This is a genomic window from Bradyrhizobium jicamae, assembly GCF_018130215.1.
Classification (GTDB): Bacteria; Pseudomonadota; Alphaproteobacteria; order Rhizobiales; family Xanthobacteraceae; genus Bradyrhizobium; species Bradyrhizobium jicamae_A.
The window spans coordinates 118,418-145,371 of the sequence record NZ_JAFCKQ010000015.1; the positions used below are offsets into that span (position 1 = coordinate 118,418).

23 protein-coding genes and 2 pseudogenes are annotated in these 26,954 nt (G+C 65.6%); 9 read left to right on the forward strand and 16 right to left on the reverse strand.

Features of this window, described 5'->3' with window-relative positions:
• Positions 1 to 97: 97 nt before the first annotated feature.
• A complete protein-coding gene (locus JQ586_RS18500) occupies positions 98 to 751 on the forward strand; it encodes a DNA-3-methyladenine glycosylase (protein ID WP_212396033.1) in 654 nt (217 codons plus the stop codon).
• On the opposite strand, the gene JQ586_RS18505 is transcribed toward JQ586_RS18500, so the two are convergent.
• Complete coding sequence (locus tag JQ586_RS18505) at positions 752 to 1,639, reverse strand: LysR family transcriptional regulator (protein WP_212396064.1); 888 nt, start codon at positions 1,637 to 1,639, stop codon at positions 752 to 754. It lies immediately after the preceding gene.
• A gap of 170 nt (positions 1,640 to 1,809) precedes the next feature.
• Between JQ586_RS18505 and JQ586_RS18510 the strand changes: the two genes are divergently transcribed.
• From JQ586_RS18510 to JQ586_RS18535, 6 genes and pseudogenes are all read left to right on the forward strand, one after another.
• Positions 1,810 to 2,784, forward strand: a complete 975-nt coding sequence (locus tag JQ586_RS18510) for a nitronate monooxygenase family protein (RefSeq protein WP_212396034.1) — start codon at positions 1,810 to 1,812, stop codon at positions 2,782 to 2,784.
• Positions 2,785 to 2,815: 31 nt separating this feature from the next.
• Entirely contained in the window at positions 2,816 to 3,652 is an 837-nt protein-coding gene (locus tag JQ586_RS18515; protein WP_212396035.1) for an alpha/beta hydrolase, read from the forward strand.
• Positions 3,653 to 3,694: 42 nt separating this feature from the next.
• Positions 3,695 to 5,224 (forward strand): annotated as a pseudogene (locus JQ586_RS18520) (acyl-CoA synthetase); the annotation flags it as partial.
• A gap of 95 nt (positions 5,225 to 5,319) precedes the next feature.
• A complete protein-coding gene (locus tag JQ586_RS18525; protein WP_212396037.1) occupies positions 5,320 to 6,408 on the forward strand; it encodes a DUF2855 family protein in 1,089 nt (362 codons plus the stop codon).
• A gap of 112 nt (positions 6,409 to 6,520) precedes the next feature.
• Positions 6,521 to 8,308: an NAD(P)/FAD-dependent oxidoreductase gene (locus JQ586_RS18530; protein WP_212396038.1), complete on the forward strand. Its 1,788-nt coding sequence runs from the start codon at positions 6,521 to 6,523 to the stop codon at positions 8,306 to 8,308.
• Positions 8,309 to 8,414: 106 nt separating this feature from the next.
• Positions 8,415 to 9,389: a peptidyl-alpha-hydroxyglycine alpha-amidating lyase family protein gene (locus tag JQ586_RS18535; protein WP_212396039.1), complete on the forward strand. Its 975-nt coding sequence runs from the start codon at positions 8,415 to 8,417 to the stop codon at positions 9,387 to 9,389.
• 30 nt (positions 9,390 to 9,419) lie between these two features.
• On the opposite strand, the gene JQ586_RS18540 is transcribed toward JQ586_RS18535, so the two are convergent.
• Positions 9,420 to 11,183: a chloride channel protein gene (locus JQ586_RS18540; RefSeq protein WP_212396040.1), complete on the reverse strand. Its 1,764-nt coding sequence runs from the start codon at positions 11,181 to 11,183 to the stop codon at positions 9,420 to 9,422.
• Positions 11,184 to 11,391: 208 nt separating this feature from the next.
• Here JQ586_RS18540 and JQ586_RS18545 point away from each other — a divergent pair, with 208 nt between their 5' ends.
• The gene (locus JQ586_RS18545) at positions 11,392 to 11,949 is read left to right on the forward strand and encodes an HNH endonuclease (RefSeq protein WP_212396041.1); all 558 of its coding nucleotides are present in this window, start codon (positions 11,392 to 11,394) and stop codon (positions 11,947 to 11,949) included.
• Between the two features lie 68 nt (positions 11,950 to 12,017).
• Positions 12,018 to 12,977 (forward strand): transporter, encoded by a 960-nt coding sequence (locus tag JQ586_RS18550; RefSeq protein WP_212396042.1) that lies wholly within the window; start codon positions 12,018 to 12,020, stop codon positions 12,975 to 12,977.
• A gap of 21 nt (positions 12,978 to 12,998) precedes the next feature.
• On the opposite strand, the gene JQ586_RS18555 is transcribed toward JQ586_RS18550, so the two are convergent.
• From JQ586_RS18555 to JQ586_RS18615, 14 genes and pseudogenes are all read right to left on the reverse strand, one after another.
• The gene (locus JQ586_RS18555; protein WP_212396043.1) at positions 12,999 to 14,255 is read right to left on the reverse strand and encodes a CaiB/BaiF CoA-transferase family protein; all 1,257 of its coding nucleotides are present in this window, start codon (positions 14,253 to 14,255) and stop codon (positions 12,999 to 13,001) included.
• A gap of 2 nt (positions 14,256 to 14,257) precedes the next feature.
• Complete coding sequence (locus JQ586_RS18560; RefSeq protein ID WP_249147737.1) at positions 14,258 to 15,055, reverse strand: enoyl-CoA hydratase/isomerase family protein; 798 nt, start codon at positions 15,053 to 15,055, stop codon at positions 14,258 to 14,260.
• Between the two features lie 146 nt (positions 15,056 to 15,201).
• On the reverse strand, positions 15,202 to 16,404 hold the full coding sequence (locus JQ586_RS18565) for an ABC transporter substrate-binding protein (RefSeq protein WP_212396044.1): 1,203 nt from the start codon (positions 16,402 to 16,404) through the stop codon (positions 15,202 to 15,204).
• Between the two features lie 46 nt (positions 16,405 to 16,450).
• A complete protein-coding gene (locus tag JQ586_RS40525; RefSeq protein WP_249147752.1) occupies positions 16,451 to 16,789 on the reverse strand; it encodes a hypothetical protein in 339 nt (112 codons plus the stop codon).
• A gap of 67 nt (positions 16,790 to 16,856) precedes the next feature.
• A pseudogene (locus JQ586_RS40530) lies at positions 16,857 to 17,150 on the reverse strand (SDR family NAD(P)-dependent oxidoreductase); the annotation flags it as partial.
• Positions 17,151 to 17,189: 39 nt separating this feature from the next.
• On the reverse strand, positions 17,190 to 17,996 hold the full coding sequence (locus JQ586_RS18575; protein ID WP_212396045.1) for a glutathione S-transferase family protein: 807 nt from the start codon (positions 17,994 to 17,996) through the stop codon (positions 17,190 to 17,192).
• A gap of 29 nt (positions 17,997 to 18,025) precedes the next feature.
• Positions 18,026 to 19,186: an iron-containing alcohol dehydrogenase gene (locus tag JQ586_RS18580; RefSeq protein ID WP_212396046.1), complete on the reverse strand. Its 1,161-nt coding sequence runs from the start codon at positions 19,184 to 19,186 to the stop codon at positions 18,026 to 18,028.
• Positions 19,187 to 19,228: 42 nt separating this feature from the next.
• Entirely contained in the window at positions 19,229 to 20,002 is a 774-nt protein-coding gene (locus tag JQ586_RS18585; RefSeq protein ID WP_212396047.1) for an enoyl-CoA hydratase-related protein, read from the reverse strand.
• Between the two features lie 11 nt (positions 20,003 to 20,013).
• Positions 20,014 to 21,024, reverse strand: a complete 1,011-nt coding sequence (locus JQ586_RS18590) for a nitronate monooxygenase family protein (protein WP_212396048.1) — start codon at positions 21,022 to 21,024, stop codon at positions 20,014 to 20,016.
• Positions 21,025 to 21,046: 22 nt separating this feature from the next.
• Complete coding sequence (locus JQ586_RS18595; RefSeq protein ID WP_212396049.1) at positions 21,047 to 22,237, reverse strand: acetyl-CoA C-acyltransferase; 1,191 nt, start codon at positions 22,235 to 22,237, stop codon at positions 21,047 to 21,049.
• Positions 22,238 to 22,252: 15 nt separating this feature from the next.
• Positions 22,253 to 23,383, reverse strand: coding sequence for an acyl-CoA dehydrogenase family protein (locus JQ586_RS18600; RefSeq protein WP_212396050.1), 1,131 nt, complete (start codon positions 23,381 to 23,383; stop codon positions 22,253 to 22,255).
• Positions 23,384 to 23,406: 23 nt separating this feature from the next.
• On the reverse strand, positions 23,407 to 24,588 hold the full coding sequence (locus tag JQ586_RS18605; protein ID WP_212396051.1) for an acyl-CoA dehydrogenase family protein: 1,182 nt from the start codon (positions 24,586 to 24,588) through the stop codon (positions 23,407 to 23,409).
• 11 nt (positions 24,589 to 24,599) lie between these two features.
• Positions 24,600 to 25,337 (reverse strand): SDR family oxidoreductase, encoded by a 738-nt coding sequence (locus JQ586_RS18610; protein WP_212396052.1) that lies wholly within the window; start codon positions 25,335 to 25,337, stop codon positions 24,600 to 24,602.
• 49 nt (positions 25,338 to 25,386) lie between these two features.
• Positions 25,387 to 26,922, reverse strand: coding sequence for a class I adenylate-forming enzyme family protein (locus tag JQ586_RS18615; RefSeq protein ID WP_312016979.1), 1,536 nt, complete (start codon positions 26,920 to 26,922; stop codon positions 25,387 to 25,389).
• Positions 26,923 to 26,954: the final 32 nt, after the last annotated feature.

A 26,954-nucleotide genomic window follows, 5' to 3' on the forward strand; every position in this document is an offset into this window, starting at 1 on the left:
GGCTCGACCCGGCGCTCAATCTGAATAAGCTCTGTTACGATAGAAGATGGATGCGCGGGTCAAGCCCGCGCATGACAAGTTTGACAAAGACCCGCCAATGTTGATCCACCTCGAAACCCAGGCCGACCTCGACGACGCCATTCACAAGCTCGTCGATCAGGACCGGCGGCTCCGGCCGATCCTTGAGCTGACCGGCATGCCGGCGATCCGGCAGCGCGAACCGGGTTTTGCGGGGCTGGCCGCGATCATCTGCGGTCAGCAGCTCTCGACTGCGAGCGCGGCGGCGATCTGGGGCCGCGTCAGCACCGCATTCGATCCGTTTCATCATGACGTAATCCGCAAGGCGCGAGCCGCCCGGCTCGGCCGGCTCGGCCTGTCAGCCGCCAAGATCAAGGCGCTGAAGCACATCGCGCGCGAGCTTTCGGAGGAGCGGCTGAACCTCGACGTGCTCGCCAACGAGGAAGCCGACGCCGCGCACAACACTCTGACCGCGCTGCCCGGCATCGGCCCGTGGACCGCCGACGTCTATCTGCTGTTCTGTCTCGGCCATGGTGATGCCTGGCCGGCCGGCGACCTCGCCGTGCAGGAAGCGGTCAAGATCGGCCTCGGCCTGAAGGAGCGGCCGACGCCGAAGCAGATGGCGCCGCTCGCCGAGCCCTGGCGTCCGCTGCGCGGCGCCGCGGCACATCTGTGGTGGGCCTATTATCGCGTGCTCAAGAACCGCGAGGGCGTCATCGCGGATGCGAAATAGTTACCCGCGCAGCCGGACGCGGTCCGCCCGCGCGCAGCCGGTGACGAAGCCGATCACGGCGCGCACCGCGGGAAGCTCGACCAGGTCGGGATGCGCGAGCAGCCAGAGATCGGAGAGGCTCGTGAGCTTTTCCGGCGCGACCCGGACCAGATCGGGATAGGGCGCCGCGACCAGGCAGGACAGCGCGGAGATTCCGAGCCCCGCGCGCGCGGCCGCCAGCATGTCGCCCTGCGAGGAACAGCGCATCGCCATCGTGCCCTTCCGCGTGACGAAGTCGCTCCAGCGCGCCAGATGCGCATTCGAGGCCTGGTCGGCAAAGCCGATCACGCTGTGGCCCTTCCACTCGTCGGCGCGTTCGGGAAGCCTGCGTCCGGCGGCATAATCGCGCGAGGCGTAGAAGCCGGCGCCGAGCCGCCCGATCCGCCGGCCGATCAGGTTCTCGTCCCCCGCATCGACCGGGCGCAGCACCACGTCGGCCTCGCGGCGGCGCACGCTCGCCGGAAACGGATGGGTGATGATCTCGAGCTGGATGCTGGCGTGATCGCGCAGGAACGGCCCGAGCTGCGGCATCAGCCAGTGCGAGGCCAGCGTCGCGCCGATCGACAGCTTGACGACGCCGCGGGCCTGCGCGCCGGTCGCCGACGCCGCGGCCTCAGCGCGCAGCGCGGCCGCAGCCATCGCCTCGGCGTGCTCGCGGAACTTGCGGCCGTGCGACGTCAGCGACAGCCCGTCATTGGAACGGGCAAACAGACGGGTGCCGAGCTGCCGCTCGAGCGCCGCGACGTTGCGGCCGACGGTCGGATGACTGATGCGCAGGCGCCGCGCTGCACCAGCGAGGCTCCGCGTCTCCGCCACCGCGACGAACGTCTTGCAGAGATCCCAGTCCATGCAGCCCGAGCGTTCATTTCTGGCCAATCAGGCGTTCAATATTGAACATCACGCCAGCGCCGTCCACCCTTATATTGCTCCGCAAGAGAGCCATCGCTCCAGCAACCACAACAACACGCGATCCCGCCCCGGCCGCCGGCCGGCCGTCACGCGCATGGAGGACCCGAAAGATGCCGCTGCCCGCGTCACTCGCCAACAGGCTCGAACTGCCGGTCGTCGGCTCCCCGCTGTTCATCGTGTCGGGACCGGAACTTGTGATCGCGCAGTGCAAGGCCGGCATCGTCGGCTCGTTTCCGGCGCTGAATGCCCGCCCGGTCGAGAAGCTCGACGAGTGGCTGACGCGGATCGAGAACGAGCTCGGCGAATACCAGGCGCTGCATCCGGAGAAGAAGGTCGCACCCTACGCGGTCAACCAGATCTGCCACGCATCGAATGACCGGCTGATGCACGACATGGAAACCTGCGTGAAGCACAAGGTACCTGTCATCATCACCTCGCTGCGCCCGCCGTCGGAGATCGTCGAGGCCGCGCATTCCTATGGCGGCGTCGTGTTCCACGACGTCATCAACGTCAAGCACGCGCGCAAGGCCGCCGAGCAGGGCGTCGACGGCCTGATCCTGGTGTGCGCCGGCGCGGGCGGGCATGCCGGCACGCTGTCGCCGTTCGCGCTGGTGCGCGAGGTCAAGCAGTGGTTCAAGGGAACGATCCTGCTGTCGGGCGCGATCTCCGACGGCTGGAGCATTGCGTCCGCGCTCGCGCTCGGCGCCGATCTTGCCTATGTCGGCACCCGCTTCATCGCGACCGCGGAAGCCAATGCCGATATCAGGTACAAGCAGGCGCTGACCGAGCACGCCGCGCACGACATCGTCTACTCGAACCTGTTCACCGGCGTGCACGGCAATTATCTGGGGCCGTCGATCGCGGCCGCGGGGCTCGATCCCGACAATCTCCCGGTCGCCGACAAGTCGAAGATGAATTTCGGCTCCGGCGGCAACACGAAGGCCAAGGCCTGGCGCGACATCTGGGGCTCGGGCCAGGGCATCGGCCAGATCACCGACGCTCCGCCGGTCGCCGAACTCGTCGAACGGCTCAAGGCCGAGCTGGCGCAGGCACGCGACAGTTTCGCGACGCGGCTGAGCGCCTGATTGCGAACTAAAAAATCTCAGGGAAGGCAGGATGAGGCGTTCGCTCTCGGCGTTGATCCTTTGCGTCGCGGTCACGACGCTGCCGGTCATGGCGTTGGCCGGCGACGGCCCTTGGAGCAGCTTCGAGAAGGGCACCCTCAATCCGGGCGAATTGTCTCAAGCGACTCCTGCGGATGTCGGCCTGCCGTTCGAGCGCGTCTCCATCCCGAGCGGCGATCGCAAGCTCGACGGCTTCCTGGTGCGCGCCGACGCCTCCTGCCGGCCGGCGCTGGCGCTGCTGATCTTTCACGGCCGCAACGAGACCGTCGCCGACTGGATCGCGGTGCAGAAGTATCTCCACGACAAATGCGTCTCCTCGCTGGTGTTCGACTATTCCGGTCACGGCAAGAGCAGCCCGCCGGGCACGATCGACAACATGAACGCCGATGGCGTCGCTGCTCTCGACGCATTTCTGAAGCTGTTTCCCGCCACCGGACGCCGTTGCCTGCTCAGCCACTCGCTCGGCGGCGGACCGATGCTTTATGCCGCGACGCATGGTGCCGCGAAGCCGGATTGCGCGATCGCGGCGAGCCCGTTCTCGTCGCTGCGCGACATCGCGATCCGCGGCGGCGCGCCCGAGCAGGCCATCCTCAAGCTGCCTGATGTCTGGAACAATGTGGACGCTGCGCGCAGCCTGTCGATTCCCCTGCTGTGGGTCCACAGCCGGTCGGACAAGACGATCCCCTTCGACCTCGGGCAAAAGGTGTATGATGCCAAGGAGGGAGCGAAGACCTCCGACGTGATTGATGGATTCGACCACAACGCCATCTATAAAGAGATGCCGGACGCGATCTGGTCACCGATCATCGCATTTGCGACGGCGAAGTGAGCCACGCCGGCCGCGCGCAGCTAGAATTCAGGGGACGAGACGGCCATGATCATCAGCGGCGAGCGACGCATCAGCTACGGCGAGATCCATGCTCGCATCGCGCGGGCGGCCAACGGTTTCCGTACGCTCGGCGTGCAGGGCGGCAAGCCTGTCGCCATGATGCTGCGCAACGATTTCGCGCTTTTCGAGGTGGCCGTGGCTTCGGCTGCGCTCGGGAGCCCGGTGGTGCCGATCAACTGGCATTTGAAGGCCGACGAGGTCGCCTACATCCTGTCCGACTCCGGCGCCGACACGCTGGTCTGCCACGCCGACCTGCTGCCGCAGATCCGCGAGGGCCTGCCGTCCGGGACCAATCTGCTGGTCGTGTCGACCCCGCCGGAGATCGCCGCGGCCTATGGCGTGACGCCGGCACTCGCCCGCGTGCCTGACGGCATGACCGACTGGGACGCCTGGCGCGATCAACAGCAGCCGTTCACGGACGCGCCGATCGGTGCGGCGCCGATGTTCTACACGTCGGGCACCACCGGCCTGCCCAAGGGCGTGCGGCGCAAGCCGATGCCGCCAGAGCAGCAGGCGGCCGCGGCGCGCATCGGCACCATCACCTTCGGCGTCCAGCCTGACGACAATCAGGTCATCCTGATGAACGGACCGATGTACCATTCGGCCCCGAACTCCTACGGGATGTTTGCGTTCCGCTGCGGCTGCACCATCGTGCTGGAGCCGCGCTTCGATCCCGAGGACCTCCTGCAACTGATCGAACGCCATCGCGTCAGCCACATGCACATGGTGCCGACCATGTTCGTGCGGCTGTTGCGCCTGCCGGAAGAGACGCGCCGCCGGTACGACCTGTCCTCGCTGCGCTTCATTGTCCACGGCGCGGCGCCCTGCCCGGTCGATGTCAAGCGCGCGATGATCGACTGGTGGGGACTGGTGATCAACGAGTATCTCGGTGCCACCGAGACCGGCATCCCGGTCTGGCACACGGCGGCGGAAGCGCTGGCGAAGCCCGGCACGGTCGGCCGCGCCATCGAGGGCGGAATCGTCAAGGTCTTCCGGCCGGACGGCACGCTGTGCGACGTCGGCGAGCCCGGCGAGATCTTCATGCGCCAGACGGCGGTATCGGATTTCGATTACCACGGCAACGCCAGGGCGCGCGCCGAGGCCGACCGCGACGGCCTCGTCAGCGTCGGCGACGTCGGCTATCTCGACGCCGACGGCTATCTTTTCCTGTGCGACCGCAAGCGCGACATGGTGATCTCGGGCGGCGTCAACATCTATCCCGCCGAGATCGAGAATGCGCTGATCGGCATGGCAGGCGTGCGCGACTGCGCGGTGTTCGGCGTTCCCGATGACGAATATGGCGAGCGGCTGTTCGCCTGCGTGGAGCCGGAGGCCGGCGCCACGCTGTCGGCTGCCGCTGTCCAGGATTTCCTGCGCGGCAAGCTCGCCAACTTCAAGGTGCCGAAGGACATCCGCTTCATGGATGCGCTGCCGCGCGAAGCCACCGGCAAGATCTTCAAGCGCAAGCTGCGCGATCTCTATCGCGACGGGCATCTCCGCGCGGCGGATTGACGGCGCGGCAAACAGCGTTTGAAACTTTGTTGCTGTTGCAGGGCGGACGCGAGCGAGGCAAGGATCGCTGCACGCAACAAGCCGGGATCGCAGACATGAACTCCACCGACTTCATCGTCATCCGCGACGATCTGCAGCAATGCAAGGTGATCGAAACGCAACTGCCTGATGCCGCGGCGCTGCCGGCGGACACCTTGTTGGTCAAGGTCGTCAGGTTCGCGCTCACCGCCAACAATATCACCTACGCCGTGGTCGGCGACCGGCTGAAATACTGGCAACTGTTCCCGGCACCCGATGGCTACGGCACCATCCCGGTCTGGGGCTTTGGCGAGGTGATCGCCTCGAAGCATCCCAATGTCGCGGTCGGCGAGACGCTGTTCGGCTATTTCCCGATGGCGACGCATCTCGTCATCGAGGCGGCCGACGTCGGCAAGCGCGGCTTGCGCGATGCTGCCGCGCACCGACAGGAGGTTTCGCCGGTCTACAATGCCTATGCCCGCGTCTCCGGCGATCCGACCTATGCCGGACGACAGGGCGATTACCGGGCGCTGATGGTACCCTTGTTCATGCTGTCGTTCATGGTCGACGATTTCCTCGCCGAGAACGACTTCTTCGGCGCGAGCAGCGTGATCCTGTCGTCGGCATCGAGCAAGACCGCGTTCGGTCTCGCCTATCTCCTGCACAAACAGCTCGGCATCCGGGTGATCGGGCTGACCTCCAAAGGCAATGTCGACTTCGTCACCTCGCTCGGTTGTTATGACGAGGTCATCACCTATGACCGCGTCACCGCGATGCCGGCGGCGAAGCCGGTCGCCTATGTCGACATGGCCGGCAACAGCGCGCTCCGTGAGACCCTGCACCGGCACTTCGGCGCACAGATGAAATATTCCGGCCAGATCGGGCTCACCCATCGCGCGAGCGACGCTGACGAGCCCGCGCTTCCCGGTGCGAAGCCGGTCCGGTTCTTTGCGCCAGACCAGATCCGCAAGCGGGCGAAGGAATGGGGGCCGGGCGGCGTCGACCGGCGCTTCGGCGCGGCATGGGCGGGGCTCGCACCGCTTCTGCCGCAGTGGCTGGAAGTCATCGAGCGGCATGGGCCGTCAGCCGTCAGCGAGGCTTATCTCGATACCCTGCAGGGCCATATTCCGCCGGATCAAGGCTTGATCCTGTCGCTGTTCGAATAGGCGGCATTCCGTCACGCCCTTTCGGCAAGCCGGCGGATCGGTATAGGCTTCGCGTCATCTGAACGCCACCAGAGAAACCGTCGCCAAGACGGCCGATGACGAGAGACGCCCTATGCTCGACAAGACGGACGACATTTCGGTTGCCGCCGACAATTGGCTCGTGCAGTTCGAGGACGCGCTGGCCAGCCCCGACGATGTGCTGCTGAAGCCGCTGTTCCATCCGGACAGCCATTGGCGAGACGTGCTCGCGCTGACCTGGAACATCCAGACCGTCAGTCGGGCCTTTTCGATCCTCGCTGAACTGCCCGCCCATGCGCAGCGCAGCGCGCCACGCAATTTCCGCATCGCTGCAGATCGCGCCGCGCCGCGGCGTGCAATGCGCGCCGGCACCAATGCGATCGAGGCGATCTTCAGGTTCGAGACGGCTGTCGGCCGCGGCCACGGCATCGTGCGGCTGATCCCCGACGCCGACGACGACAACAGACTGAAGGCCTGGACGCTGCTCACCGCGCTCGAGGAGCTCAAGGGTTTCGAGGAGCAGCAAGGCCGGACACGGCCGCGCGGGCAAGCCTATTCCCGCGACTTCCGCGGCCCCAACTGGCTCGATCAGCGCAAGGCGTCGGCGGACTATGCCGACCGCGATCCTGACGTGCTCGTGGTCGGCGGCGGCCAGGCCGGGCTCGCGATCGCCGCACGGCTGAAGCAGCTCGAGATCGACGCTTTGATCGTCGACCGCGAGGCACGGGTCGGCGACAACTGGCGCAAGCGTTACCACGCGCTGACCTTGCACAACCAGGTGCAGGTCAACCACATGCCCTACATGCCGTTCCCGCCGAACTGGCCGGTCTATATCCCGAAAGACAAGCTCGCCAACTGGTTCGAATCCTATGTCGACGCCATGGAGCTGAATTTCTGGACCGGCACCGAATTCGCGGGCGGCAGCTATGACGAGGCGCAAGGGCACTGGAGAGTCGAACTGCGCCGCGCCGACGGCACCACGCGCATGATGCAGCCGCGCCATGTCGTGATGGCGACCGGCGTGAGCGGCATCCCGAACCGGCCCGAGATCGTGGGCCTGAAGAATTTCGCCGGCAAGGTCGTGCATTCCAGCGGCTATGAAGACGGCGAGGACTGGCAGGGCAAGCGCGCACTGGTGATCGGCACCGGCAACAGCGGCCACGATATCGCGCAGGACTTGCATTCCTCCGGCGCCGAGGTGACGCTGGTGCAGCGCTCCTCGACCCTGATCACCAATATCGAGCCCTCGGCGCAGCTCGCCTACGCCGCCTACAACGAAGGCACGCTCGAGGACAACGATCTCATCGCGACTTCGATGCCGCTCCCGCTTGCCAGGCGCAGCCATGTGCTGATGACCGAGCAATCGAAGGAACTCGACAAGCCGCTGCTCGACGGACTTGTCCGCGCCGGCTTCAGGCTCGACTTCGGCGAGGGCGGCACCGGCTGGCAGTTCAAATACCTCACCCGCGGCGGCGGCTATTACTTCAACGTCGGGTGCTCCGATCTGGTCGCGAGTGGCGCGATCAAGCTGAAGCAGTTCTCCGACATCGACACCTTCGTGCCCGAGGGCGCGCGGCTGAAGAGCGGCGAGACAATCGCGGCCGACCTGATCGTGCTCGCAACCGGCTACCGGCCGCAGGAAGAGCTGGTGAAGAGACTGTTCGGCGAAGCCATGGCTGATCGCGTCGGCCCGATCTGGGGCTTCGGCGACGGCCAGGAGCTGCGCAACATGTACACCCGCACGTCGCAGCCCGGCCTCTGGTTCATCGCCGGCAGCCTCGCGCAATGCCGCATCAACTCGCAATATCTCGCGCTGCAGGTCAAGGCGATCGAGGTGGGGTTGTTGCCGCGTGATGTCGGGCCGGTGGCGAAGCTGCCGTAACGATCACCGTCGTTCCGGGCGCGCGTAGCGCGAACCCGGAATCTCGAGATTCCGGGTTCGGTGCTGCGCATCGTCCCGGAATGACATTCCTGGGAGAGAGAAGAAAATGCCAACGATCCTCGGCACCGGCGAGCATCGCTACCGCGTCGTCGAAAACTGGGCAAGACTCCCCGATGGCTGGAGCCTGACCGACGTCGCCTCCGTCGCCGTCGACAGCAAGGACCGCATCTACGTCTTCAACCGCGGCGAACATCCGATGGTGGTGCTCGACCGCGAGGGGAATTTCATCCGGAGCTGGGGCGAAGGCGTGTTCTCGCGTGCCCATGGCTTGCATGTCGACGCCGACGACCATCTCTATTGCACCGATGATGGCGACCACACGGTGCGCAAATGCACGGTTGACGGCAAGGTGCTGCTGACGATCGGCATCCCGAACAAGCCGGCGCCGTTCATGAGCGGCGAGCCGTTCCACCGCTGCACCCACACTGCGCTGTCGCCGAAGGGCGAGATCTACGTCTCCGACGGCTACGGCAATGCCTGCGTCCACAAGTTCACTCCGGACGGCAAACTGATCAAAAGCTGGGGCGAACCCGGCACCGATCCCGGCCAGTTCAACATCGTGCACAACATCGCGACCGATGCCGACGGATGGGTCTATGTCGCCGACCGCGAGAACCACCGGGTGCAGGTGTTCGACGGCAACGGCCAATACGAGACGCAGTGGAACAACCTGCACCGGCCCTGCGCGCTGTGCTGCTGCGGAGGCGGCAAGCAGCCCAACTTCATCGTCGGCGAGCTCGGCCCCGGGATGGCGGTCAACCGCAAGGTGCCCAATCTCGGCCCGCGGCTCTCGATCGTAGACAGCCGGGGCAACCGCATCGCGCGCCTCGGCGGCGAGCACGGCCCCGGCATCGAAACCGGAAAATTCCTGGCACCGCACGGCATCGCGCTGGATTCGAGGGGCGACATCTATGTCGGCGAGGTCGGCGTCACCGACTGGAAGACGAGTTTTCCGGAGACCGAGATGCCGGCGACCGTGCGGGTGACGCGGTGCCTGCAGAAGCTGGAGAAGGTGACGTAGCTGCCCTCTTTGCGGCTTTCGCCGGCGAAATCAAATTTCCCCGCTCACCTCGCGCCGGCGCTGCTCGGATTCTTCCGCATAGCGCCGCATCGCATGCGCCTCGGTCAGGACGCCGATCGGCCGCCGGTCGCCATCGCCCTCGACGACCGCCAGCGACTCCGCCTCGGCCGCGTCGAATACCGCGATCGCCTCCTGGATGTTCATGACCGGATGCAGCACCACATCCGCGTGGCGCAGGATCGACGCCACCACCCACTTGTCGACCTCGAGATCGGGTGCATGCGCTTCCGCGACCATGGCAAGCCCCGCATAGCATCCCTCGCCATCGACTGCGACCACCTGGGTCTTCGAGCCCGGCGGGAATTTCTCGCGGAACGCCTCGATCGGCATCGCGGCATCCACCGTCGTCATGTCCTGCCGCATCATCTTGCCGACGGTGAGATCGCGGATCCAGCCGACATCGGCGGCGCTGCGGATGGTCTCGCCGCGCAGATGCAGCCGCCAGGTCGCGAACGAATAGCCGAACAGCTCGCGCGTGATCATGGTCGAGATGATCACTGCGGCGAGCACGGCGGTGGAGAGCCAGAGGTTGCCGGTCGATTCCAGCGCGATGAACGACATCGTCAGCGGACCGCCGATCACCGAGGCCGACAGCGCGCTCATGCCGATCACCGCATAGGCATTGGGATCGAGGTTCAGCCCCGGCCACACGATGTCGACGCCGGCCGCGAACAGCCGGCCGCCGAGCGCGCCCATGAACAGCGTGGCGAAGAACAGACCACCGCGGAAGCCGCTGCCGAGCGAGATGATGGAGGCCAGCGCCTTGAGCGCGAACACGCCGGCGATGAAGCCGAGCGGCATCGAGACGAGATTGGCAAAATGCAGCGCGCCGTGGCCGGACGACATCACCTGCGGCGTCAGCAGGGCGAGCGCGCCGACGGCGAGCCCGCCGAGCGCGGGACGCAGCGGCGGCCACAGCCTGACTCGCGCCAGCATCGCCTCGCACAGCGTGACGCCGCGCATGATGGTGATGCCGGTCAGCGCGGCCAGAAGCCCGAGCAGGGCCGCAATGGCAAGGTCGCGGCCGAGCACGTCGCCGACCGCACCGATCGCTATGCCGAGGCGCAGCTGGGTAAATCCGTGGGTGACGAAATAGCCCGCGACCGCGGCCACCCCGACCGGCGTCAGGCTGGCCGGCGTATAGCCGCCGATCACGAGCTCGAAGGCGTAGAACGCGCCCGCGAGCGGCGCGCCGAACGCGCCCGCGATTGCCGCCGCCGCGCCGCAGCCGACCATGATTCGCTGGTCGTTCCGGCGCATGTGGAACGCGCGCCCCATCGATGCGGCGAGCCCGCTCGAGAGCTGGGTGTAGCCGGCTTCCAGTCCGACCGAGGCGCCGACCCCGCTGGACCAGACCGTCTGCAGCGCCACGATGACGCTGCCGCGGAACGACATCCGCCCGCCATAGAGCGCGTTGGCCTCGATCGGGTCGACCTCGCGCGCCGGGCGCCAGCGCAGCAGCAGGAGGAACGCGAGCCCGAGCAACAGGCCGCCGAGGCTCGGAACCAGCAGCGCCCGCAGCGAATCGATGCTGGGCTGGGCGGACAGCCGTTCCTGAATGCTGATATTGAACAACAGGGCGTGAAGGCCCGCGACCGCCACACTCATCGCCAGCACGACCACGCCGCCGATGGTTCCAATCAGCAGCGCCAGCACCACGAGGCTCGTTTCGTGCGCGCGCACGAAGGCGCGCAATCGGCGCGGTGCCTCGAGATAGCGGGACGTGGTGATCATTGGCAGGAGTCTGTCAGCGGGTCCGTCGGCGGCCGGGAAAAGGCCGCGCGGCTCCCTTTAGCGGTCATGACGGGGAGGAGGCAATCCGGGCAGGAACATGGCGGGCGCAGGGCGGATAAGCTCCTCATGGCTCTTCACAATCCCGTCACGCTGCCTGTAGTATGTGAGTGCATGCTGCTTCGCAGCTAATGGGAGTCAGGAGCGTTATTTGAACGCACATGTCTCGCAAGGCGGTTGGCCGGTGCTGGTGCTGAATGCGGATTTCCGGCCGCTGAGTTACTACCCGCTGTCGCTCTGGTCCTGGCAGGACGCGATCAAGGCGGTGTTCCTCGATCGTGTCAACATCGTCGAATATTACGACAGGGCGGTACGAAGTCCGTCCTTCGAGATCCAGCTGCCCAGCGTCGTATCCCTCAAATCCTTCGTCAAGCCGACCACCCACCCCGCCTTCACCCGGTTCAACGTCTTCCTCCGCGACCGCTTCGTCTGCCAGTACTGCCTCTCGGGCGACGACCTCACCTTCGATCACATCATTCCGCGCAGCAAGGGTGGCCAGACCACCTGGGAGAACGTCGTCGCCGCCTGCTCGCCCTGCAATCTGCGCAAGGGCAACCTGACGCCGCAGCAGGCCAGGATGTTTCCCAGGCAGACGCCCTACGCGCCCACGGTGCACCAGCTCCACCGCAACGGCCGGCTGTTCCCGCCGAACTATCTGCATGAAAGCTGGCTCGACTATCTCTACTGGGACACCGAGCTCGATCCATAGGGCCAGCCGGCTCCTTCGACGCGCCGCGTCGGCATAATCAAAAAGCAATTTGCCTTGGGCTCTGCCCCATGGTCGAAACCGGTGGAGAGCTGGAGCGGCCGTCGGTGGCGCATATGATGATCAGGGGAAACCGCCCCTCTGCGCCGCGCGCGGCAGGGCTCGCCGGCCTCGTGATCGTCATGCTGGCGGCCGCCGAGCAGTCCTCCCGTGCGGATGATGCGGCGCCGCCATCCGGTCCTGCCCCAGACAAAAGCTTCTATACGCTGTTCAATCCGACGCCCGCCGACGAGATGCGGAAGTTCACACCCGATCGCCCGGCAAAGGGCTATTCGGTTCGCACCGTCGATGCCGGCCATGTCGAGATCGAGACCGATTTCGCGAGCTACACCACTTCGAATTATCAAGGCACCATCACCCGCAGCATCCAGGCGCTCGACCCGAACTTCAAGATAGGATTGACCGACTGGATGGATGTCGAGGTGCAGTTCAACGGGTTGCAATACTCACGCCTGTTCGACACCGCATCGGCCCGGACCACCTTCGACGGGAGCGGCTTCGGCGACGTGTTCCTGCGCAGCAAGATGAACCTGTTCGGCAACGATGCGGGCTTCGCGGGGATGGCCCTCATCCCCTACGTCAAGCTGCCCTCCTCCGCGCCTGTCATCAGCAATGGCGCCGTCGAAGGCGGCCTGATCGCGCCGCTGGCGCTTCGGCCGGACGATTTCATCATCACGCTGATGACCGAGGTCGACGTGCTGAAGACCGCTGCAGGCAACGGCCGCTACACCAATTTCGTCAACCTTGTCGGCGTCAGCCATCCGGTACCCGGTCTCGACGGCGTCAATGCGATGGTCGAGCTGTATTCATCCGCCGGGACCGACCCGGGAACGCCGCCGGTCTACACCTTCGATCTCGGGGCGAATTTCAAGCTCGACCGGCACACCATCATCGATATCGGCCTCAATCTCGGACTGAACAGGGCTGCCCCGAAGGCGCAGGTTTATTCGGGTGTTTCGTTTCGGTTCTGAGGGTCTCGGCGGCAACGCCGCTCACGCCGCCTGCCCGGGCTTCGCCGCGCTGCTCTCGCCGCCCGCTGCGCGCGGGTGAGTGACGAGCACGCCCGCATCGGCAAGCCGCCTGAGTTCCGGCTCGCTGACACCGAGCTCGCGAAACACCTCGTTGTTGTGCTCGCCCTGGAAGGCCGGCGTACCGGCCGGCGCGAGCTGCTCGGCCGAGAACCGCCACGGCCGGCCCGGCAGCCGATATTCGCCGCCGCTGCGGTCGGGCACCTGCTGCACCGCACCCCAGTAGTCGCTCCACTCCGACCGGGACAGCTCCTTGAGCGACCTGATCTGGCCCATCGCGATCTTGGCTTCGTCGAGCTGGGCGTCCAGCGTCGCCATGTCGGGAAAGGTCAGCATCCACGACTGGATGATCTGATGCAGCGCACCGAAATTCGCGCGCCGCGCGGCCGCGGTCGCAAAACGGGGATCCTCCGCCAGATCGACGCGGCGCATCGCGCGCAGCCAGGACGGGAAGGTGCGGCTGCCGACGATGCTGGTGGCGACGGTGAAGAACTCGCCTTGCGGGCCGGTGAAGAACGAGCAGTCGGTGGCCCCCAGGATCGCGGGCTCGGCGCCGAGATCGTCGTCCGAGAGATCGACATGTGCGCGCTCGTTGACCGCCATCAAGGTCGCCGCCATGGCGACGTCGACATACTGTCCGCGACCGGTGGTCTGCCGGCTGTTCAGCGCGGCGAGGATCGCGATCACGGCCTGCAGGCCGGAATAGACGTCGGCATGCGACAGGCTGTCGGTGCGCGGCTCCGACAGGGCGTCGCCGTAATGGCGCACGCTGTTGTCGGTGAAGCCGGCTTCCGCCTGCACGGTCGGCGCATAGGCCATCCGGCTGCGCCAGGGTCCGCCCTGACCATAGCCGGTGATCGAGGCATAGATCAGCCGCGGATTGCGCTTCGCCAGCGTCTCATAATCGAGGCCGAAGAATCCGAGCGTTCCGGCGCGGAAATTCTCGACCACGATATCGGCGGTGTCGCACAGTTTCAGCACCAGCTCGTAGGCGCCGGGCAGATTGAGATTGATGCTGACGTTGCGCTTGCCGGCGTTCTGCTGCGCGTAATAGCCCGACATGCCGTCGGTCGACGGAAAGGCGAAGCGCGAGACGTCGGGGCTGGGCGGCTCGACCTTGATCACCTCGGCGCCCAGATCCTGCAGCGTCCGCGCGCAGAGCGGGCCGGCGAGGACGCGGGAGAAATCGACGACGCGAAGTCCGCTGAGGGGTCCGCTCATGGTCAGCGCCCCACGAACTTGGCGAGCCCCGGCCCGCTCTTGCGGAACGAGGCGAGGCCGATCTTGAGATCTTCCGAGGTCCAGATCGGGGCCTGCACGCGCGCCATCGCCTCGTCGGCAGCGGCAACGCCCTCGTTGACGGCGATGTGCACGAGTTGCTTGGTCGCCGCGTGCGCCAATGTCGGCCCCTGGGCGAACTCCTGCGCCACCGACATCGTCGCCTCGTCGAGAGACTCCTCGGGCACGGTGAGATTGATCAGCCCCCATTTCTCCAGGGTCGGCGCATCGTAGCGGCGGCCCAGCATCGACATTTCCTTGGCCCGTGCCGCGCCGATCCGCTGCGCCTGGCGCTGGATGCCGCCGAGCAGCGGGTGCAGCCCGAGCGTCGCCTCGACCGAACCGATCTTGGCGGACGTGCTCGCGATGATGTAGTCGCAGGCCAGTGCCAGCTCTAGACCGCCGCCGAGACAGACGCCATGAACGCTTGCGATCAGCGGAACCGGGAGCAGCTCCATGAAGCGCAGGAACTCGACGCCGTTGAGCCGGCGCTCCTCGTTCGCCTGGTCGCCGCTGCCAGCCGCAACGCGCTTGTCGAAGATGTCGAGATCCGCGCCGGCCGAGAAATGCCGCAGGCCGCTTCGGATCACGATGGCGCGGCTGCCGGCGTTCTGCGCGGCCTCGATCTGCTGCACCAGCGCATTGATCAGCCTGGGGCCGAGCAGGTTGTAGGGACGATAGACCATGGTCAGAACGGACAGATTCGCGCGATCTTCCCGCGTCACCAATGCGTCTTCGGACAAGGCAGCCTCCGTTCCATCACGCGTTTCCTGTCGTCCGCACGGCGGACGGGCTATTTATATGTCTTGCATCATATCATGACCGTGCGCTGATCGACATTCAAGGCAACACCGCAGCACGATCTTCACCTCCGCGTGAACCCGCCGGCCTACTTCGGGTCGGCGCTCAGCACGCCGCCGAACTGTTCCCACGAGCTTCCCGTCCAGCGCTGCAACTGAAGCTGCGTGTAGGCCATGCTGTTGTCGGGTCCGGTGTTGATCACGATGCCCGGCATCAGGGTCGGCAGCACCAGTCCCTTGATGCTGCGCGCCTGCTTCACGATGTTCTCGCGTGACAGGTCGTCGCCGCACTGCTTCAGCACCTGTTCCAGGATCTGGCCCTGCTGCGTTCCGAACAGGTAGTTGTTGTCGCCGATATCGGCGCCGGGAAGATATTTCGCGAAATGGGTGCGGTACCATTTCATGCCGGGATCGTCGTCCCACTTCCGGTCGGTCGTATCCTTGGTGATGGTCGCCGAGACGACGCCGACCGCCTTGTCCGCGCCGGCCGGCACGATGGTCGCGGAGGCCGAACTCGACACGAAGTTGATGATGGTGAGCGGCGACCAGCCGATCTCGCTTCGTTTCTTGAGCGCCTGTGCGGCGAATTTCGGTGTGCCGGCGATCAGGAAAGCCTGGGCGCCCGATGATTTGAGCGACACCACTTGCGATTCGATCGTCGGCTCCGTGACCTCGTAGGGCGACGTCACGACCTTCTTGTCGAAGTCGCTCTTCAGGACGTCCTTGAACGCTGCGACAAAATCCCGGCCGAGATCGTCGTTCTGATAGAGGATCGCGATCTTCGCGTCGGGAGCGGTCTGGGCGATGTATCTTGCATAGATCCTGCCTTCGGTGTTGTAGCTCGGCAGCCCCGTGGTCGTCATCGGAAAGTCGGTGAAGTTCGTAAACTTGCTCGCGCCGCTCACGACGAAGAGGTGCGGCACCTTCTTCGCATTGACGTACTTGACCGTCGCGCCGAGGCCCGGCGTGCCGAGCGGGCTGAACAGGAACGCCACCTCGTCGCTTTCGATCAGCTTCCTGGTCTGCTCGACCGCCTTTGGCGGCGTATAGGCATCGTCGTAGGTGATGAGATTGATCTTGCGGCCATTGATGCCGCCGCGGTCGTTGACCGATTTGACGTAGGCGATCAGGCCCTTGCCTGTGTTGCTGAGCGGAGACGCCGGACCGCTGAACGGGAATGTCGCCCCGATCCTGATTTCCGATTCCGTCACGCCGGGCGTTTCGGCGCGGAGCGGACCTGCGGCCAAAGCCGCAAGCACCGCGATGGAAGCAGCAAACGTCCTCGACACCATCAAACTCCCCTGCGTCGGTTGTGGATTGTGCGCTGATGCGCCGTGGCTACCAGTTCTCTCCGAACGGCCGCAGCTCGACATTGAACGACCAGGCGCTGCGCTCCTGATGGACGACGTGCCAGATCTCGTTCGCGATCGCCGATGGCTTGATGAAGAAGTCGTCCGGCCGCTCCGGCCAGCGCTTCCGCGTCCATTCAAGATCGATCACTGCATCGATGACGAGGTAGGCGACGTGCACCCCTTGCGGCCCGAGATCGCGCGCCATCGCCTCGGCGAGGATGCGCTGCGCGGCCTTGGTCGGCGCAAAGCCGGAGAAACCGGCCTTGCCCCGCAAGGCCGACGTGTTGCCGGTCGCCACGATGGCGCCCTTGCCGACACTGACCATCGCCGGAAAATCGACGCGCCAGATACAACAGCCCCATCGTGTTGACCTGGAAGTTGCGATTGAGCATCGCCGGATCGATGTCGCGAAACGTGCCGAACCCGCCGCCGACGGCGTTGTGAATGACCACGCCGGGGCTGCCGAGATCGCGTTCGACGGCTGATGCCACCGCCTCGATCTGCGCCGGATCGGACACATCGCAGCGATATCCCCTGGCGTTCGCCAGCTCCTTTTCGATCGCGGCCAGCCGCTCCTCGTTCCTGGCAAGCATGGCGACGCGATAGCCGCCTTCGGAAAATCTCCTGGCGAGTGCGGAACCCGTTCCGGGTCCGACACCAGTGATCAGGCAAACCGGCGAGGTCATGCGATCAACCCTCCGCGTTGAAAGAAGCAGCCCTGATGCTCAGGCCGCCGCCTTTGACGATAATTTGTCGACGTATGGTTTCAGATCGGGCCTGAAGTGCTCGTGCGCGACCAGCCGGGCAAAGTGAGCGAACACCAGCGGGTATTCGTCCTCGATGCCGGCGTGCAGGATCTTGTCGAGCCCGCGATCCCTGAGCTGCGCGGCGCGCGCGTGCTCGTTCATGAACAGCGCCAGTTCGGCGGCGAAGCAGATGTCGGCCAGCGACAGCCCGTCACCCGTCAGAACCTCGCGCCGCGGCGACAGCGCCTGCTCCAGCCCCGCGGCATAGATCGCAAATGCGTTCCTTGCGCGGGCGTGAATGGCCGCGTCGACCGTGCCGTCGGACAGCGCGAGCAGATAGATCTGCGAGTCCCGTGCGAACACCAGGCTGACATCGAGGAAGCTGTCGATGCGGGACGCCTCGTAGACGTCGCGTCCATACAGCGGATAGGTCGCCTCGCCGAGCCGCGCCACCGCACGCATGATGCTGTTCGATTCGAAGATCCCGATCTGCCCCTCCGGTCCAAACGCGGCGGGCACGTTGCCGAACGGCTGCGCCTCCAGGAAGGCGTCGGTCTTGAAGAGTTGCGCGCCGGTCAGCCCGACGCGCCCGGTCCGCGCCAGGCCCGACAGCGACTGCCGCTCCCCTTCGCCGAGCGCGCGCGCATCGTAATCCCACAGCCAGTCCCGCAGCTCCTTGCCGGAGGCTCCCCGGACCTCGACGTCGACGCCGCAGAATCGCGCGGCGATAGTGGCCTTCCATACCCGCGGGTTCGGCAGATACGAGAATATGCGCAGCTGTGCCATCGTGGCTCGCTCCGGATGCAGTGGCAGCGTCAGGCGGCCAGCTTGAGAATCTTGACGATGTCGCTCGGTTCGCGGATCGGTTGCGGGTTCGCGCGGGTGAAGATCGACAGCATCGCGTTCCGGCCGATCAGCTCGAACCGATCCTCGGCTACGCCGACATCGGCGAGCCTGCGCGGCAGGCCGAGTTCGGCGATGAACGCTGCGAACGCATCGCCGGCGTCACGGTCCGGCGCGCCGAGCGCGGCGGCAATCGATTTCTGCGCGGCTTCGGTGGCGGGGCGATTGTACCTGAGCACGCTCGGCATCATCACGGCGGTGCAGAAATAATGCGGCACGTCGCAGGTGCCGCCGAGCACATGGCCGATGGCGTGGCTCGCACCCATCGGCACGCGCGACTGCAATCCGAAGGCCGAGAGCCAGGAGCCCAACTGGCAGTTCAGCCGCGCCGCTTCGTCGTCCGGATTGTCCCTGGTGCGCAGCAGGCCGTCGTGCAGGTAGCGCAGCCCCTGCCGGCACACCGCGTCAACCAGCACGTTGGGACGGCTGGAGCAGATTGCCTCGATGCCGTGATCCATTGCGCGCGTGCCGGAGCCGAGCCAAAGCTTTTCGGGCGTATGTCTCGTGATCGCCGGATCGAGGATGATGGCGCGCGGCATCATCATCGGGTGATTGAAGATCTGCTTCAGCTTGCGGCCGGTATCGGTGACCAGCGCGCCGGAGTTGTATTCGCCGCCCGACAGCGTGCTGGGAATTGCAATCATCCGCACCTTCGGGGTCCGGAACGCACCGAAGCGTCGCTCCGGCGTGGTCTCGAAGCCGTCGAGGCCCGCCGGCTCGAATATCTCGTTCTCCATGCACATCAGCACGATCTTCGCCGCATCGACCACCGATCCGCCGCCGATCGCGACGACCAGATCGGCCCCGGCCTCCTTCGCCTGCCGGGCGATCTGCGTCACCACGTCACGCGTGGTATGCTGCGGCACGCCGTCGAAGGTCGCGGCATGACGCTCGCCGAGACCTTTGCGGATCTTCTCGATCTCATCGGTCGTGCTGTTGAGCGTGCGGCTCGCGATCAGATAGACCCGCCTGGCATCCAGCCGCTCGGCCTCCTCGCGCAACGCCTCGGCTGCGGGCTTGCCGTAGATCACGGATTCCATGGTGGGGTATTGATGGCTGCCGACGACCCGCATGCTCTTCACTCCCTTGACTGTGTCCGTGATTGACGCAACCGGTCAGGCCGACAACCTGGAAAAGTCCGGTGGCCGCCGTTCGGCGAAGGCCGCAAAGGCCTCGCGCGCTTCCGGCGTCGCCAGCCGCTCCTTGAATACCTCGCCTTCGGCTGCGATTTGCGCAGCGATCCGCTGGTGCTCGCGCATCAGTCTCTTGGTCAGGCTGAGCGAACCCGCGGGCCGCCTGGTCAGCGCGATCGCGGCATCGTGCGCCTTCTTGCGCAGATCGGCTGCCGGCACCACCGCGTTGGCGAGGCCGCTTGCCAGCGCGCCCGCCGCGTCCATCGGCTCACCGAGCGCGAACATCGCATAGGCGCGCGCATGCCCGATCCGCAACGGCAGCAGCCAGCTCGACGCCGCCTCCGGCACCAGCGCCAGATTGACGAAAGGCGTGATCAGCCGCGCATTGTCGGCGAGATAGACGAGGTCACAATGCAGCAGCATCGTGGTGCCGACGCCGACGGCGTTGCCCTGCACCGCGGCGACGAGCGGCTTGCCGACCTTGCTGATGGTTTCGATGAAATGATGCGCCGGACTGTCCACGGTGCTTTCGCCGCGGGCCTGGCTCGCGAAGTCAGCCAGATCATTGCCGGCCGTGAAACTGTCACCGTCCCCCTGGAACAGCACAACGCGAACGGAGGCATTCGCCTCCGCCTGCCCGAGCGCTGCCGACATTGCGTTGTACATCGCCCCGGTCAGCGCATTCTTCTTCTCCGGACGCTGCAATGTCAGCGTCATCACACCATCCGATATCTCGATCTTGACGTGCTCGGTCATGATGCTCTCCGTCAGGCCACTGCGCGGGCCGGCTTGGCTGCAAAGGTGCCGTCGAGGAAGCCGGTCAGCCGCTGGCGGATGATCGCCTCGGCCTCGGCCATGATGCGGTCGATCAGCTCCTTCACCGTCGGGATGTCGTTGATCAGGCCGACCACCATGCCGCAGCTCCAGGCGCCGGCGTCCATCTCGCCTTCGATCATCACCTTCGGGTAGACGCCCGCGACCTGCTCGTGGATGTCGTCGATCTTCAATGCGGCGCCCTTCTCGCGCTCGATCTCGAGCAGATCGTCGACGCCCTTGTTCTTCAGCACCCGCTCGGTGTTGCGCAGCGCGCGCATCACGAGCCGCGTGTCGAGCTCGGTGGCATCGAGCAGCGCCTGCTTCACGTTGGGATGCACCGGCGCCTCCTTGGTCGCGATGAAGCGCGTGCCCATGTTCATGCCGGCAGCGCCCATCGACAGCGCCGCAACGAGGCTGCGCGCATCCGCCATGCCGCCCGAGGCGACGAACGGGATCTTCAATTCATCCGCCGCGCGCGGCAGCAGGATCATGTTCGGGATGTCGTCCTCGCCCGGATGGCCGCCGCACTCGAAACCGTCGACGCTGACCGCGTCGCAGCCGATCTTCTCGGCCTTCAGCGAATGCCGCACCGAGGTGCATTTGTGGATCACCTTGATGCCTGCCGCCTTCAGCGCCGGCATGTACTGCTCCGGGCTGCGGCCCGCGGTTTCCACCGCCTTGACGCCGCCTTCCCGGATCGCCGCGATATATTCCGGATAGGGCGGCGCGGTGAAGCTCGGCAGGAAGGTGAGGTTCACGCCGATCGGCTTGTCGGTCATGTCGCGGCAGCGCGCGATCTCCTTGGCCAACAGCTCAGGCGTCCGCTGCGTGAGACCGGTGATGATGCCGAGGCCGCCGGCATTGGACACCGCGGCTGCCATCTCGGCAAAGCCGACATAGTGCATGCCGCCCTGGATGATCGGATGCTGGATACCGAACAGTTCAGTGATCGCTGTCTTCACGACTATCTCCCCGCGTTTCCGATCAGTGGACGATTTCAAACAGGCCGGCCGCGCCCATGCCGCCGCCGATGCACATGGTCACCACGCCGTATTTCGCCTTGCGCCGCCTGCCCTCGATCAGGAGGTGGCCGGTGAGCCGCGAGCCGGTCATGCCATAGGGATGGCCGATCGCGATCGAGCCGCCGTTGACATTCAGCTTGTCCGGATCGATGCCGAGCTTGTCGCGGCAGTAGATCACCTGCACGGCATAGGCCTCGTTGAGTTCCCAGAGATCGATGTCGTCGATCTTCAGATTATGCCGCTTGAGCAACCGCGGAATCGCGGCCACCGGACCGACGCCCATCTCGTCCGGCTCGACGCCGGCGGCGACGAAGCCACGGAAGATGCCCAGCGGCTTGAGGCCCTTCTGCGCAGCGATCCGGTCACTCATGATCACGCAGGCCGAGGCGCCGTCCGAAAGCTGGCTGGCATTGCCGGCGCTGATGGTCTTGCCCTCGAACACCGGCTTGATCTTCGCTAGTCCATCGGCGGTGGTGTCGGGGCGCGGGCCTTCATCCTTCGACAGTGTCACCTGCTGATAGGTCACCTCCTTGGTGTCCTTGTTGACGACAGCCATCCTGGTCGTGAAAGGCACGATCTCGTCGTTGAAGCGGCCGCCCTGCAGCGCTGCCCCGACCCGGCGCTGGCACTCGAGGCTGTATTCGTCCTGCTGGTCGCGACCGATCCTGTAGCGCTCGGCGACGACTTCCGCGGTCTCGAGCATCGACATGTACATGTCCGGCTTCATCGCCATCAACTCGTCGTCGACGGCGTGGAACCTGTTCATGTGCTCGTTCTGCACCAGGCTGATCGACTCGATGCCGCCGCCGATCGCGATCTCGACGCCGTCTGACATCACCGAGCGCGCGGCGACCGCGATCGCCTGCAGGCCGGAGGCGCATTGACGATCGATGGTGGTGCCGGCGACGGTTACGGGAAGCCCGGCGCGGATCGCGCCCTTGCGTGCCACGTTCATCACCATGGTGCCCTGCTGCATCGCGCAGCCCATCACCACGTCCTCGACCTCGCCGGGCGCGATCCCGGCGCGCTTCACGGCCTCTGATATCACGTGGCCTGCCAGGGTCGGGCCCTCGGTGTTGTTCAGCGCACCGCGATAGGCCTTGCCGACGCCGGTGCGGGCGGTGGAGACGATGACTGCTTCGGGGGATGACATGCTTGCCTCTCTGTCTTAGGCGGCCGCGTCGAGCTGCGCGTAACGCAGCACGTGGTAGGCGGGATCGCCGAACTGGATGTTGATGGACGAGATTCGCTTGAAGTAATGGCCGACATTGAGCTCGTCGGTCATGCCCATGCCGCCGTGCAGCTGCACGGCCTGGTCGGCGACGAACTTGCCGGCATAGCCGATCCTGGACTTTGCACCCGACGCCAGCCGGGACAGGCCCGCTTCGCCGGCGTCGAGGCTGAGACTGAGGTGCTGCATCAGCGAGAGCGCCTCCTGATGCGCGATGAACATGTCGACCATGCGATGCTGCAGCACCTGGAAGGAGCCGATCGTGACGCCGAACTGCTTGCGGGTCTTCGAGTATTCGAGCGTCGCCGAGTTCAGCTCACCGATCGCCCCGACCATTTCAGCGCACAGCGCGCCGATCGCACGATCGCGGCACGCTTCGAGCGCCGGGACGCCCGCGCCTTCCCTGCCCAACAACTGGCCCTTCACCCCGCGCAGCGTCACTTCAGCGGCGCGGCGGCCGTCGATCGTCTTGAAGCTCTGCAAGTCCACGTTCGCCGCGTGCCGATCGACCACGAACAGGCTGACGCCGCCGCGATCATGACGGTGACCCGAGGTGCGGGCGGACACGATCAGATAGTCCGCCCAGGGCGCCGCGACGACAGCCGTCTTCGCCCCCGTCAGGATGTAGTCCTCACCCTCGCGACGCGCCGTGGTCGTCGCCGTCGCGAGGTCAAAGCGCGAGCCTTGCTCGGTCCACGCCAGCGTCCAGATCTTGTTGCCCGCAATGATATCGGGAATGAAGGCCTGCTTCTGCTCCCCCGAGCCGAACTGCTCCAGCAGCCCGCCGGCCACCACGATGGTCTCCACGAACGGCTCGACCACGAGATGACGGCCGAACTCCTGCATGATGATCATGGCCGACAGCGGCCCGCCGCCGAGGCCTCCGGCATCTTCGCCGAACGGTGCCGCGAGCAGCCCGAGTTCGGCGAAAGCGGCCCACTGCCTGCGGCTAAAACCCTCTTCGCTCGCGACGGCCTTGCGGCGCGCATCGAATTCGTACTGGTAGCGCAGCAAGCGCTGCACGCTGGACCGCAACAATTCCTGCTCTTCCGTGAACTGGATATCCATCCGATCCTCTCGTGGCGCGGTTGCTAGAGACCAAGCACTGCTTTCGCGATGATGTTGCGCTGGATCTCGTTCGATCCGCCGTAGATCGAGAGCTTGCGCGAGTTCAGGTACTTCTCCGACGCCGTATGCCCGTAATCGGGCCCCGGCATGAATCGGTTGGCGCTGACCGGGTGCTCGCGGATCGCAAGGCCATCATTGCCGATCGCGCGATGAGTCAACTCGGTGATGTTCTGGAAGATCTCGGTGCCGCGGATCTTGAACAGCGAGGCCGCAGGTCCCGGATCGATGCCGCGCGCCATCTGCGCCACGACGCGCAGCTCTGTTGCCTCCAGCGCCAGCACGTCGAGCTCGACGCGGGCGATGTCCCTGATGAATTCGAGATGCGCCGGATCGTCCTCGGGAATCTCGGCCTTCACGATCTTCTTCAACCGCTCGATGTACCGGGTCGAGCGGCCGATGCCGGCCATGCTGGTCCGCTCGTTGCCGAGCAGGAACTTGGCGTAGGTCCAGCCCTTGTTCTCCTCGCCGATCAGGTTCTCGACGGGGACGCGGACGTTCTCCAGGAAGACGTCATTGACCTCATGCGAGCCGTCGATGGTGATGATCGGACGCACGGTGACGCCCGGCGACTTCATGTCGATCAGCAGGAAAGAGATGCCGGATTGCGGCTTGGCGGCCGGATCGGTGCGGACCAGGCAGAATATCCAGTCGGCGTGCTGCGCCAGCGTGGTCCAGGTCTTGTGGCCGTTGACGACGTAATGGTCGCCGTCGCGCACCGCCTTGGTGCGCACCGTGGCGAGATCGGAGCCGGAGCCCGGTTCCGAATAGCCCTGGCACCACCAGTCCTCGCCGGAGAGAATGCGCGGCAAGAACTGCTTCTTCTGCGCATCATTGCCGAACGTGTAGATGACGGGACCGACCATGGTGACGCTGAACGCCAGGGGCGGCATCGTGCCGGCGCGAGTCGTTTCCTGCTCGAAGATGAAGCGGCGGGTGATCGACCAGCCGGGTCCGCCGTATTCCTTGGGCCAGAGCGGCGCGATCCACCCCTTCCCGGCCAGGATCCGATGCCACAGCAGCATCTGCTCCTTGGTGAGATCCGTCTCCGGGTTGGGGACGCGCATCTCCGCCGGATAATTGTCCTTGATGAACGCGCGAACCTCGTCGCGAAACGCCGCATCTGCAGGAGACAGCGCGAGCTCCATGAGACTGCCCCCTACCACTTCTCGCCGAAGGGACGGATTTCCAGCTCGAAGGTCCAGGCGCTCTTCGGCTGCTGGTAGAGCTGCCAGTAGGACGCCGCGACCGACGCGGGCGGCATCAGCAGGTCGGGATCGTCGAGCGCGTTCGGGCCGAGCGCCTCGATGCGGCGCTGCCGTACCCATTCGGTATCGACGCCGGAGTCGATGATGAGGTGCGCAACGTGGATATTCTTCGGCCCCAGCTCGCGCGCCATCGCCTGTGCCACCGCGCGCAAGCCGAACTTGGCGCTGGCAAAGGCGGCATAGCCGCTGCCGCCGCGCAGCGATGCGGTCGCACCGGTGAAGAAGATGTTGCCGCCGCCGCGCGGCAGCATCAGCCGTGCCGCCTCGCGTCCCGCCAGGAAGCCGGAATAGCAGGCCATCTCCCAGACCTTGCGGAACACGCGCTCGGTGGTCTCGAGGATCGGGAAGTTGACGTTCGCTCCGATGTTGAAGATGCAGACTTCCAGCGGCGCGTGCTTGTCGGCGTCGTTGAGGAAGGAGATGATCTCCTCCTCCTTGCGCGCATCCAGCGAGCGGGCGTGAATCTCGCCGCCGGCAGCCTCGATGTCCTTCACCAAGGGTGCGAGCTTGTCGCCGTTGCGGCGACCGGCGAAGATCGTGAAGCCTTCGGAGGCGAATTTCTTTGCGATTTCGCCGCCGATGAAATCTCCGGCACCGATCACGGCGACCGTCTTGTTTCTCTTCTGCATGATGTTCTCCGGCCCTTTGCGTTGCCTAGGATGCTTTCCGAGCGTTGCGTCAGTGCGGGCTGCGCAGCGACTCCGCCAATTTGTGTTTCAGAAGCTTGCCCGTCGATGTCGCGGGCAGAGCGTCCATCAGGATAATCTCCGACGGGCGCTTGTAGGAGGTGAGTTGCGGCGCAACATGGGCCATCAGGTCCTGCGCGGTGGCGGTCGAGCCCTTGATCAGCTGCACAAAGGCTATGACCTCCTCGTTGCCCTCGACCGCCCGCCCGACCACGGCGCATTGCACCACCGCATCATGCGTGCTCAGCACCGCCTCGATCTCGGCCGGATAGACGTTGAATCCGGAGCGGATGATCATCTCCTTGGTCCGACCGACGATGTACATCGCGCCGTTCTCGAAACGCGCGAGATCGCCGGTATTGAACCAGCCCTCGGGATCGATCGCCCTGGCGGTCAGATCAGGAGCGCGGTAGTAGCCGCGCATCACGTTCGGTCCACGGACGTGAAGCTCTCCGACCTCGCCGTCCGCGACGGCTTTGCCGTCGCGCCCGACCAACTTTGCTTCAAGACCCGGCATGACCGTCCCGACCGTGTGGTCGGCCTTCGGCGAGTCCGGCCGCACGCCGGAAATGCCCGGCGAGCATTCGGTGATTCCATATCCATTGAGCAGGGGAAGACCGAGTTCCTGCTCGACCCGCGATTTGAGCTCCGGGTCGAGTGGGGCGCCGGCCACTGCGATCAGGCGAAGCCTGCCACGGTCGAGCTTCGGCAAGCCGGCGGTGCGGCGATATTCAAGCAGGCGCTGATAGGTCGCAGGCACGCCGTTGAGGATCGTGACACCCTCCTGTGCCATCGCCTTCACCAGCGCAGCCGGATCGTATTTTGCCACCAGGCGGACGGTGGCGCCGACCATCAACGTCATGGTGAGCAGCGAGATGCCGACAATATGCGAGATTGGCAGAACGCAATACTGCACATCGGCGGCGGTCATATTGCGAAAGGCCGCAGTGCCGCGTGCGCTGAACAGCAGATTGCGATGCGTGAGCATCACGCCCTTCGGCGTGCCCGTGGTGCCCGACGTATAGATGAGGACGGCGACCTGATTTGCGCCGTCGGCCTCGATCGGCTCGGCCACAGTCGCCAGGTTCAGGCCGGTGACGGCGATGCCGCGGAGCGGCCCGACATCCTGTACGGTTGCCTCATAGCGGTCGGCATGGTTGGCCGCTTCCTGGGACACTTCCGCCGTCAGGAGCACGCGGCGGGCGCCGCTGTGATCCCTGATCTGATCGAGCTCGCGCGGCGACAGCCGCGGATTGACCACGATCGCCCAGGCATCGAGCCGGCTCGCCGCAAGCAGCAGGCAGGCCAGTGGAATGGAATTCTCGCTCACGATCATGATGCGGTCGCCGCCGCGAATGCCCAGCGCCTGCAGCGCCTCGGCGACGCGCCCAACCGTGCGATCGAGCTCGCGATAGGTGAGCCGCGTCCTGTCGTCGATCAGCGCGATATGATCGGGCGTCGCCTCGACGTGCCGATCCATCACCTCATGGATGCGGCTCGGCAAACCTTCCACGCTTCCTTCAGCCACTTGAGTCGACGCCTGCACCGAAACCTCCCTGC